This is a genomic window from Psychrobacter sp. T6-1 (genome assembly GCF_052258445.1).
In genome coordinates this window covers 1-9,947 of sequence record NZ_JBQQFC010000078.1, presented here as the reverse complement: position 1 = coordinate 9,947, position 9,947 = coordinate 1, and the positions used below count along the sequence as shown (strand labels likewise).

Annotated in this window: 9 protein-coding genes; 2 read left to right on the top strand and 7 right to left on the bottom strand. The window is 46.3% G+C overall.

Features of this window, described 5'->3' with window-relative positions; translation table 11 throughout:
* Positions 1 to 26 precede the first annotated feature (26 nt).
* Positions 27 to 593, bottom strand: coding sequence for an alkyl hydroperoxide reductase subunit C (gene ahpC, locus ACTXGO_RS06320; protein ID WP_317199162.1), 567 nt, complete (start codon positions 591 to 593; stop codon positions 27 to 29).
* Positions 594 to 872: 279 nt separating this feature from the next.
* Here ahpC and ACTXGO_RS06315 point away from each other — a divergent pair, with 279 nt between their 5' ends.
* Together ACTXGO_RS06315 and ACTXGO_RS06310 are read left to right on the top strand one after the other, a co-directional pair.
* A complete protein-coding gene (locus ACTXGO_RS06315) occupies positions 873 to 1,781 on the top strand; it encodes a hydrogen peroxide-inducible genes activator (RefSeq protein WP_435949603.1) in 909 nt (302 codons plus the stop codon).
* A 1-nt stretch (position 1,782) separates the two neighbouring features.
* Entirely contained in the window at positions 1,783 to 2,430 is a 648-nt protein-coding gene (locus ACTXGO_RS06310; protein WP_443573735.1) for an HD domain-containing protein, read from the top strand.
* Here ACTXGO_RS06310 and ACTXGO_RS06305 read toward each other — a convergent pair.
* The 6 genes from ACTXGO_RS06305 to ACTXGO_RS06280 all read right to left on the bottom strand — a co-directional run bounded on the left by ACTXGO_RS06305 (position 2,411) and on the right by ACTXGO_RS06280 (position 9,700).
* Positions 2,411 to 3,013 carry a methyltransferase domain-containing protein gene (locus ACTXGO_RS06305; protein ID WP_435949606.1) on the bottom strand — a complete coding sequence of 201 codons (603 nt, stop codon included), beginning with the start codon at positions 3,011 to 3,013 and terminating at the stop codon, positions 2,411 to 2,413. The genes ACTXGO_RS06310 and ACTXGO_RS06305 overlap by 20 nt on opposite strands.
* Before the next feature lie 131 nt (positions 3,014 to 3,144).
* On the bottom strand, positions 3,145 to 3,819 hold the full coding sequence (locus ACTXGO_RS06300; protein WP_443573733.1) for a M48 family metallopeptidase: 675 nt from the start codon (positions 3,817 to 3,819) through the stop codon (positions 3,145 to 3,147).
* A 3-nt stretch (positions 3,820 to 3,822) separates the two neighbouring features.
* On the bottom strand, positions 3,823 to 5,334 hold the full coding sequence (locus ACTXGO_RS06295) for a DUF1513 domain-containing protein (RefSeq protein WP_443573731.1): 1,512 nt from the start codon (positions 5,332 to 5,334) through the stop codon (positions 3,823 to 3,825).
* A gap of 37 nt (positions 5,335 to 5,371) precedes the next feature.
* Positions 5,372 to 6,508, bottom strand: coding sequence for an imelysin family protein (locus ACTXGO_RS06290; RefSeq protein WP_443543679.1), 1,137 nt, complete (start codon positions 6,506 to 6,508; stop codon positions 5,372 to 5,374).
* A 45-nt stretch (positions 6,509 to 6,553) separates the two neighbouring features.
* Positions 6,554 to 8,113, bottom strand: coding sequence for a di-heme oxidoreductase family protein (locus ACTXGO_RS06285; protein WP_435949612.1), 1,560 nt, complete (start codon positions 8,111 to 8,113; stop codon positions 6,554 to 6,556).
* 138 nt (positions 8,114 to 8,251) lie between these two features.
* The gene (locus ACTXGO_RS06280) at positions 8,252 to 9,700 is read right to left on the bottom strand and encodes an imelysin family protein (RefSeq protein ID WP_443543681.1); all 1,449 of its coding nucleotides are present in this window, start codon (positions 9,698 to 9,700) and stop codon (positions 8,252 to 8,254) included.
* Between the last annotated feature and the right edge of the window lie 247 nt (positions 9,701 to 9,947).

Below are 9,947 nucleotides of genomic sequence, written 5' to 3'. Positions count from 1 at the left end.
CTAACTAAACACCTGTAATCAAGCGCTTAGATTTTACCGACAAGATCAAGACTTGGCTTTAGAGTATCGCCGCCTTGTTCCCAAGCTGCTGGGCATACTTCGCCGTCATTTTCACGGACATATTGTGCCGCTTTTACTTTACGTAGCATATCTTTTGCGCTACGGCCGATACCGCCTGCATGGATCTCAGCGACTTGGATTAAGCCATCTGGATCTACCAAGAACGTACCGCGCTCAGCTAGGCCTGCTTCTTCGATCATCACATTGAAGCCGCGAGTGATACGGCCTGTAGGATCACCAATCATTGGGTAGTTTACTTTACCGATAGCATCTGATGAATCGTGCCATGCTTTGTGAGTGAAATGCGTGTCTGTTGATACTGAATAGACTTCGACACCTAGGCCTTGTAGCTCGTCATAATGAGCGGCCATGTCTTCAAGCTCCGTTGGGCATACAAAAGTAAAGTCAGCTGGGTAGAATAAAAAGATTGCCCACTTACCTTTTACATCGTCTGAGGTGATAGTTTTGAACTCACCGTTAACATATGCATCTGCTGAGAATTCTGGGATTTCTTGATTGATAATAGACGCCATGATTGGCTCCTTTATAGTTAGTAAGTTAAGATATAATTATTAAGTTGTTTGATATAAGCCATGAGTTGTCTTGGCTACCTGACAAACTATACGCGAATTCTATGATTACTCCAGTTAAAAGTTTTTAACTTGATGTTTTGTTTTATTAATATTGATACACTACCTTATCCTATCCTTTCGTCTTATCAACTAGAGCCCTTTACCTGATATGACCGCTGTACCTTTGATTACTATTTGATCTCAATACTGCTTACCAAATACTTATAAAGAGAGCTTTTTATGATTACCTTACGCCAACTCGAATTTGCCTTAGCCGTTGCTAAACATCGTCATTTCAAACGCGCGGCTGAGGACTGCAATATTTCCCAATCAGCGCTAAGTTTGGGAATTGCGGAGCTTGAAAAACAGCTTGATACGCAAATATTTGAGCGCAATAATAAGCAAGTGCTGATCACGCCTATCGGACAAGATATCTTGACCCGAGCGCAGCGCATATTCTCTGAGGTCAATGATTTGACCACGCGCGCGCAAAGTCATCAAACACCCCTTGCCTACCCTATGACTGTCGGTATCATTCCGACGATTGCGCCCTATCTGTTGCCAAAGGTATTGCCAGCGCTGCGCGCGCAGTACCCAGAGTTTCGTATGACCATTATCGAGCAGCAAACAGAGCGCTTGCTTGAACAAGTGCGCTACGGTCATATCGATACCGCTATTATCGCGCTACCTTACGCTGTAGAGGGTTTACATAGTTTTGAGTTTTGGGCGGAGGACTTTTTTGCAGTATTTCCAAAGGATGACGTACATGCCAAGCTCGATACTATTAACTCAGATGAGCTGGCGACTGCCAACCTCATGCTACTAGGCGAGGGGCATTGCTTAACGGATCAGACGCTGTCGGTCTGTCATTTTGATCGCGCAGAAATGAAATCGAGCTTTTCTGATGCCAGCTTAAACACTTTGATTCAAATGGCGCTTGCTAATATGGGCACGACCTTAGTCCCTGAGATGGCGCTAGATCAATTGCATTTGCAAAATCAAAACGCCGTCGCCGTGCCACTAGCGGAACAAGGTCCCCATCGCAAAATCGCCTTTGTCACGCGCTTAAATTATGCGCGCGTAGATGATGTCAACCTGCTCGGTCAAGTGTTTGGGCAGGCCTTTAAAGACGACGCCAAGCAGCAATAGTATGAACACGCACAAAAATACAAACCTAAGCAAGCGTTTCGCCGCGCACCTAGCTATGAGCGGGTGCACGACGCCAGATACTGCCTTGATACTCTGGCACGATATCGTCACACGTTATAGCGAGCCTGCTCGCGCTTATCATACCTTAGAGCACTTAGCGCAACTGTTTGACCAGTTTGATAAGATTCAGAGCCAGCTGACCCAACCAGATATCGTAGCGCTGGCTATATATTATCACGACATAATATACGATCCTAAGCGCGCTGGTAATGAGAGTAAAAGCGCAAAATTTGCGCAAGAAAAATTAAGCCCTTATCTTGATATTGCGCAGTGCGCGCGTATTTATGCGCTGATCATGATGACCGCTGATCATAAGATTGCAGGCACAGAGAACCGCCTTGATGCCGCTTACATGCTGGATATGGATTTGAGTATTTTGGGTGCACCGTGGGTAGAGTACGAGCACTATACGCAGGCCGTCCGCAAAGAATACGCGCATGTCACGCAGGAGCAATACCGCATAGGACGAACCAAAGTATTAGAGGGTTTACTGACGCATCCTAAGCTCTATCTCACCGAGCACTATCATCAGCTAGAGTCTCAGGCGCGCGAGAATATCAGCCGCGAGATTACTTTACTTGCAGATTAAGAAACAACTCATTGCCTTGACGTGCAGGATGTGAGTTGATGCTGGTTTCCATAACGTTAATATTAAAATAAGGCGCGAAACGCTGCTGATACTCCGCTTTGCTACCGCCGTATGGAATATCGTCACCGCCAAACTCTTTGTCAAATAACAAACCTACTAGTTTGCCTTTTGGTTTAAGTAGAGCTGCCATTTGCTGCACGTATTCATCGCGGCGCGCGCGCGTAATCGCACAAAAAAACGTCTGCTCAAGTATCCAGTCAAACTGATACTCCTCTGGCGATAATTCAAAAAAGTCCGCACGTATTAAATGCTGCGCTGGAAAGTCAGGATAGCGCTTGGCAAAGTCCTCAATAGGTGCTGGCGCAAAGTCGACCAGAACGACGTTAGTAAATCCTTGCTCATGCATATAACCCACTTCATAAGCATTGCCCGCCCCTGGCACCAAGATACGCTGATCTTTGGCAGACTCTGGCAACTGATCGATATAGGCTTTGAGTGGTGGCGATATTTGTCCCATATCCCACTGTATACTGCCTGTCTCGTAGCGCTGCTGCCAAAACTTAGCTTGGTTGACCTTGTCCATAACGTATCCTGTTGTCCATTTTTAAAAACAATAATCTGCTACGACCTATCATATCAGGCTTATAATAGGTTTTTATATTATTTACACCTGTATTTTAATTTTAGCCCGTTTTTTATTTAAACGATTACTAATCAATCTAGTCGTCCTGACTTACCCGCCAGCATATCATGCCATCTTTTGTACTCAGGCATCGCCTCTCTTACCGTTTGCCAAAATGCCTCGCTATGATTGGCATGATGTAAATGACACAGCTCATGGACGATGACATATTCGGTGCATTCGATAGCGTAGGCGGGCAAGTAAACAGACAGCCATACTCTTCGCACGCGGGTGTTACAGATGCCCCAGCGCGTGTGCATTTTTTTGAATCTCACCTCTTTAGCATTGGCACCGACGATAGGTTGCCACTTATCGAGCAGTGCAGGCGTGACTTCTGTAAGCTGTTGGCGATAGAGAGCGATTTTTTCATCATCAGTTAAAACAAGCGCTTGCGGCTCGCCCCACAATAGCACAGGACTATTATCCATATCGTTAGCTGAAAACGCTTGTTTACGTTGATGCTGCGCTAGGATTTGTGCATGATTATCAATCGCCCAAGGCACGCGCTTATCAATTGCCTGCGCGGCTTGCTCATAGCCCACAAACAGCGGTATAGACACCTTAAGCTGATACGGCTTTAGACGAAAGTTAATATTTTTAACACGCTTTTGTGTGATATCTAAGGCAATACCTGCTGCTGCCAACTGGTTGAGCGCATTCTCTAATAAAGGCGTGCGGTGTTTAGGCGATGAGTGATTTTTTTTCATCAACTATGACAACGCTTGCAAGTGATTGTCAAAAGACATCAAATGCTGCTGACCATCTACCACGATACACGCTTTGCTAGACTGATTGTCTGCCTTTGCTTCGCTATTAGTGACGTGCAAAGCGCTAAGATAACCATGCCCATCACTGACGATAAAGCCTGATTTTTCGAAGTTTGTTGCTACACCCGCGCAATCTGGCAGGCGCACAGTATCAACGAGGCTATGCGTTTTTAAATCAAAGATAGCCGCGCAGCCACCCATTGGCGTGGCGACGCATACCTGATCGTGCTCGCTATCGACAGCGACGCTAGCGATATATTGATGAAACATCTGCCACTGATTATCAGGCATAACCAAAGGAGTAAACTGGGTATCGCCGCGTTTATGAATCAGTACCAGTGGTACATTGATATGACGCTCACCTTGAAACTGAATCCCGATAGCGACCGTACCGTTATCGTGAATGGCAAGATGGCGCACGCTCATCTGATTGTGCTCAGGGGTGATTTGCTCCAGTAGTTGGCCGTCACGTAAGTTTAGATATACCAAAGAGGGGCGCATAGTATCGAGATTTAGCTCCTCGCGCGATGCCTGCTCGGTTTTGATACCGCCATTAGCGATGATCAATGTCTCGCCGTCTGGATACATAATCAGCTCGTGCGGGCCGATACCGTAGGAGTCAAATTCTGCTATTTTTTGATAGTTGCGAGCATTATAAACGCCGATCTTACCGCTCAAAGTTATCGTATCGTTTTGGGTCACGTAGAGCCGATTACCATCTAAACTGTAACAAGCATGACCATAAAAGTGACGATCAGCCGATGCCTTGATGGCGCGCTTAACTCGTCCTGTAGCGGCGTCTAATACCCAAAATCTCTCACTTGGTCGCCGCCCCATAACGACAACATCGCGGCTTTGCTTATCGGTTGCTGTCCTACTGTTAGAGATGGGCTGGACGACGATATCGTGTACACGTTCAGGCATCAACGTTTGCCAGACAAGCTGCCGATCAGCATCGATACCGACGACGCCAAAATCGTTACCACTATTGTCTTCGCTATCATCATGCGCTGACATGTTCTTTGGTATAGCGGCTACCCCACTTACCCAGCACACTGGACGCGCAAGCCTAGTTGTCGTATATAATGCCGCTAACTCCTGATCCGCTTTATCTTTATTAGCATTTGTCTCATCAGGGTTTGAGTATGCTCGTTTTGCTGCATCAAAAGCACATCGCAAACGTATGAGCGGTTTGGCTGGTGTTGAGGTTTTTGCTGGTGAGGATAAAACAGAGAATGCGTTTAGCCGCGCCTGAGCACCCCTTATATAATCTTGTAATCTTGCCTCAGGCTGACGTTGCTTACGATACTGATGATGCATAGCTACAAAAATAGAGGTGCCAAGCGCTGTTAGCGCGGATGTCTTGATAAGCTCGTAACTCAATTGCTGGTTTGAGGGAGTGGTAGATAGATTTTTATTCGTATTAGCAGAGCTTATTTTAGTTTTATTATTCATAATAAGCTCCCCATTTAACGCTATGGATAGTCATGTCTTAGTCGCCATCATTACTATTAAAGCCCACGCGTATACCTAAGGCGGGAATAAGCTGACGTTTTATAAGCCGCGTAACTGTCGTTAATTGATCAAACAAGGCTTGCTGCTCAGACTTGTCTGCGTCGGCGATATCTTCTGGCATTTGCGCAAGTAGGGTCGTGGTATCACTAAGCGCGGTGGAGAGATTATCACTGACTAGGCTCTCATTATTGTGCCCAAGTATAGCGATCAAAGCAGGATCGGTCAGCGTTTGGTTTAGCGCAGCTACCTTTGCGGTTATGATAGCGCGGCTTTGTTCTGCTGTTGCTGCTGGTAGATGACCTTTTGTAGACCCTGTGATTCCTAATGGCTGATCAATAGCATTGGTTTTTGTGATCTCAACAAGCGCTAGTAGCGAGTTAAACCACTGGTTGAGTCCCTGATCACTAGTTGGGGCTTTGTCGATAGCCATCAGGGTGGCTGCGTTCTTGCGCCAGTTGCTTTCGATAGCTTTGAGGCGCGTGCTCAAAGCACTACTGGCACTAATGACATACGCGCACTGCGCAGCATCTAAGCTGTCGTTGACATATAGCGCCTCCTCAAGTCCAGGTACGCCTTGAACAATAGCACTTTCGTTAGCCAGTTGCTCAGCAGTTAGGTTTGGGTTGGCAGCGATAAGATCTGCCACGCCGCTATGCACCAGTCCGCGCTCATCAGGATAGTAGTTTATATATAAGTTACTCATGCTATCAGTCGCAGGGCCAAAGTTAATCATCTCAGCTGCCGCCCAAGCCTGTGCAAGTTGTAACCACTGATCTCGTAATTCTTGTAGCTTAGCGCCGCTAACTGGCGCTTGCTGGCAGTTTTGCTGAGCAAGCTTATACAATTGCTCGCTTTGCTTGGCAGCATCTGCATAAGCTGGAATCACTATATCATCAGCGACATGAGTCAGATAAGTACTGGCTGTCTCAGCGCTAATATCTACAGTAGCGACCCGCTCACCATTACTTTGCGCCGCAGCCGATTGGGTCGGCTCTTGAGTGACCTTTTGGCTATCTACCTCGCTAGCAGTATCGTCAGCAGGTTTGACGCAACTGATGAGTAGCCCTGCACTTAGAGCGGATAACGCTAGCACTAAACCATGATTTATTTTCATAAAGTTCTCGGTAATTTATAATTCTATAGCAGATTTCGATTATTTTTATAATGATTTTAAAAACGCATTAAGCTCAGCGCGACCTTGCTTATCTAGTTTAAGTACGTTTTGCTTTTGCGCCTCAGCCTCGCCGCCATGCCACAGTACCGCTTCCATTAGCGTGCGCGCGCGTCCATCATGCAAAAACGTTGCTTGCGAATCGACAGTTTGCGCAAGACCGATACCCCAAAGCGCTGGGGTGCGCCATTCGTAAGAATTGGCTAAAAACTCAACTTGTATGTCTTTTGCTGGAAGCTTGCCTGCAATAGTACGATCCGCCAAGTCATCACCCATGTCATGCAATAGTAAATCAGTATAAGGATAGATGACTTGCCCGTGCTGCTCAAGACGGTCATCGTCGGTTTTTGGCAACACATATCTTGGGGTATGGCAGCTTTGACAGCCTATCTCATAAAAACGCTGTTTGCCTGCGAGCACCAGCTCGCTATCTGCATCACGGCGATGTGGAACCGCTAGATTACGCGTATAAAACTCCACAAACTTAGTAATCTCGTCACTGACCTCTACCGCAGGCTTGCCATCGCCTTGCGTATCGCTTCCCGTTGCAGCATTTAAGCAAGCGGCTTGAGTCGGCATGCAAGACTCATGAGGACGGATATTTGAGGTCAAGCCCATATCTTCATTAAAGGCGCTTTGGTTTTGAGTCACCAATCTGGTTTGACCCGCCTTCCAGCCAAAACGTCCTAGCGCGACTTTGCCTGTTTGTGGATCCATAGCCAGATTGAACTTACCAGAGATACCGTCTTTGCTACTATTGGCTTGGTTTTTGATGTCGGTGCCTGGTATCTGCTCAAGCAGTCCTAGCCCTATCATCGGTAGCGCGACTCGCGGCGACACCATCAATGCCTCATCAAAAGCGCCGTAGCCGGGATGAGTTAAGTTAAAGGTAGGCGCGCGCAGCGTCTCCACGTGACCATCAGCAAAAGTAACCGGTTTATCTGTCCACGTAACACGGATACGCGCCTCAGCAGGTACGCCTTGGACGCCGCGGTCTTGCAACTGGCCACCATAATTTGGATGTACGACCTTTTCGATAAGGGAGTCTTGTAGTTGCTGTTTTTGCTCAGCAGTTTGTGCCGGCATAGCCAAACGAATCAATAGACTATCGGCATCGTCATCACTTGTCATCGGAGCATGCCCGCGCCCGTCTTTTATATGACAAGACTGACAAGCGGCTACGTTAAATAAAGCACCTAGACCGTCGCGGCTATCGGTACTAGCAGGAGCGGCAACCCAAGGCTGCATAAAAAAAGCATTACCAATAAAAAAGTCACCCTTACGTGAGGCAGTTAGATTCGATGAGGGTTTTGAGTAACTCTCACGGCTGCTAATAGTGATACCGGTGTCGCCGCCTTGCTTGATCTCTTGTGGATCAAAAGCGGCCAGCTGCTGCATAGGAACACCTGCTAGTGACTCTATAGTCTGTACGCGCTCAGAAGACAAGGCCTCGCTATCGCTTATAGTAGGCTGGCAGGCGCTTATACCCAAAGCTGCCGTAATAGTGATTACTCGCTTATTAATACTGCAAATCTTATCAGTACTCATAAAATCCTTAACTTAACACAAAAAAAACACGTTATCAGTCAACGCTGATAACGTGTTATTGTACTCCAATCGCTCGTTTGTGAAAACAATTCTCATTCACTTTTAACGACTTAGTAGCCACTGCTAGTAAGCTTTGACTTACATTCCATCGTCCGCCGCTAGATTGTCAATACCGACTGATTTTGCAGCATTCTCTAAGCTATCCGTTAGCGCTTGCAAACTTGTAATACCATTCTCAACCCAACTGCGGCGCTTGTTTTGCTCCTCAGCAGTGATTCCCTGTTTGCTGACTTGTCCAGCAGTAGCAATCATCTGATCGACCTTTATCCCTTCGTTTTCAGCTTTGTCATTAATGACGTCAAAGGCCGCTTTTACTCGAGTAAAGTCAGAGTCTAGTTGATCTGCGGCGTCTTTATGCCCAGTGTCAACGAGGTATTGTTTAAGACCGTAACCGCCGATAGTTTTATCATTGATAGTCTGATAATTACCGTTAAATAAGTTTTGAATACCACGCGCGTTATTAGCATAGCTAATGTGAGTTAAGTCACTAAAACAGTCGTGCTCATCTTCGGTAGAGCCTGTGACAAAAGCCACTTGCATGCGCTGCGAGGCCAGCTCGCCTAGGGCTAGGCTACCCATTTGATACATGATTTGGCGCAGGGCATTATCATCTCGGCGGGCTAGCATATCACTACGTAGTGTGTTTTCGCTTTTGGGCTGCCACTGGGCTTCCATTAAGGCTAGATCATCAACCAATAACTGGGTCGCTGCTTTTAGATACTCGCCGCGGCGCTCACATATGCTGACATCGTCGTTTACTATATCACCGCTGGTGCATTGACCCTCTGCCGTAACATAGTCACTAACAGGACGCTTGCCTGCACCTTCGCCTACGCCGTTGGTATCTTGACCCCATAGTAGGAACTCTATGGCGTGATAGCCTGTAGTGACATTGGCTTCACTCCCGCCAATCTCAGCCATATCGACTAAAAGCTCAGGGGTAATCTCGCTAGTGTCTTGCTTGACACTACCGACGGTAATGCGCTTACTATTGATAATGTTATCGCTACTATTGTACTCGCCTTCGTAGCTATCACTAACATAATCTATAAGTGCCTCATCAAGCGGCCAGGCATTGACTTGACCCTCCCAGCTATCGATACTACCGATCTTGCGCTTATCGTCATTGCTGACAAAACCCTCATCGAATCGAAACACCTCTGTTTGCGAATAAGGCTTGCGCGCCGCCTTGTACGCCGCTTTAGCTGCAGCAAGATTGGCTTCATTTGGCGCATCAACGTAAATGTCAACGGCAGCTTGGAGCACTTTTGCGCTCTCAAGCGAATCCTTGTAGGCAGCATGCGCCATATTGCTATAACTAATTAGCAATCTATCTAAACTTGCATGCTGAGCACCATCACTTGCTGTGTTTGCGGTATCTGTAGTTGCAGCAGTCTCATTTTGCTCAGTCGCCACAGCATTCTCTTCGGTCTGTTTGGTGCAAGCAGATATCATCAGCATAGAAGATAGCGCAACTGCCAAACTCGCTGGCAAAAAGCGACGACGTTTTAGCGTAGTGATGGTCATAAATAGCCTTAATCAATGGTGTAAAAGTTTAATCTAGCTAATGAGAATTGGAGGAGTAAATCTCTAGCTACTGCGATAATACTTAATTTTGCAAATTATAATGTTATTGAGAACTATTATCAAATAAAAATTAATGTTATTTTATTTGGCAATAAAAGGACAACAATCTTAGCGCTTAATCTTTAACGATTTTTATCTATAAATATTGCTAAACCTTGAATTATAAACACAAAAAAGCCAGCATGAC

Coding starts and splice junctions, on each gene's coding strand:
- ahpC (WP_317199162.1), bottom strand. CDS start 593: ATGGCGTCTATTATCAATCAAGAAATCCCAGAATTCTCAGCAGATGCA.
- ACTXGO_RS06315 (WP_435949603.1), top strand. CDS start 873: ATGATTACCTTACGCCAACTCGAATTTGCCTTAGCCGTTGCTAAACAT.
- ACTXGO_RS06310 (WP_443573735.1), top strand. CDS start 1,783: ATGAACACGCACAAAAATACAAACCTAAGCAAGCGTTTCGCCGCGCAC.
- ACTXGO_RS06305 (WP_435949606.1), bottom strand. CDS start 3,013: ATGGACAAGGTCAACCAAGCTAAGTTTTGGCAGCAGCGCTACGAGACA.
- ACTXGO_RS06300 (WP_443573733.1), bottom strand. CDS start 3,819: ATGAAAAAAAATCACTCATCGCCTAAACACCGCACGCCTTTATTAGAG.
- ACTXGO_RS06295 (WP_443573731.1), bottom strand. CDS start 5,334: ATGAATAATAAAACTAAAATAAGCTCTGCTAATACGAATAAAAATCTA.
- ACTXGO_RS06290 (WP_443543679.1), bottom strand. CDS start 6,508: ATGAAAATAAATCATGGTTTAGTGCTAGCGTTATCCGCTCTAAGTGCA.
- ACTXGO_RS06285 (WP_435949612.1), bottom strand. CDS start 8,113: ATGAGTACTGATAAGATTTGCAGTATTAATAAGCGAGTAATCACTATT.
- ACTXGO_RS06280 (WP_443543681.1), bottom strand. CDS start 9,700: ATGACCATCACTACGCTAAAACGTCGTCGCTTTTTGCCAGCGAGTTTG.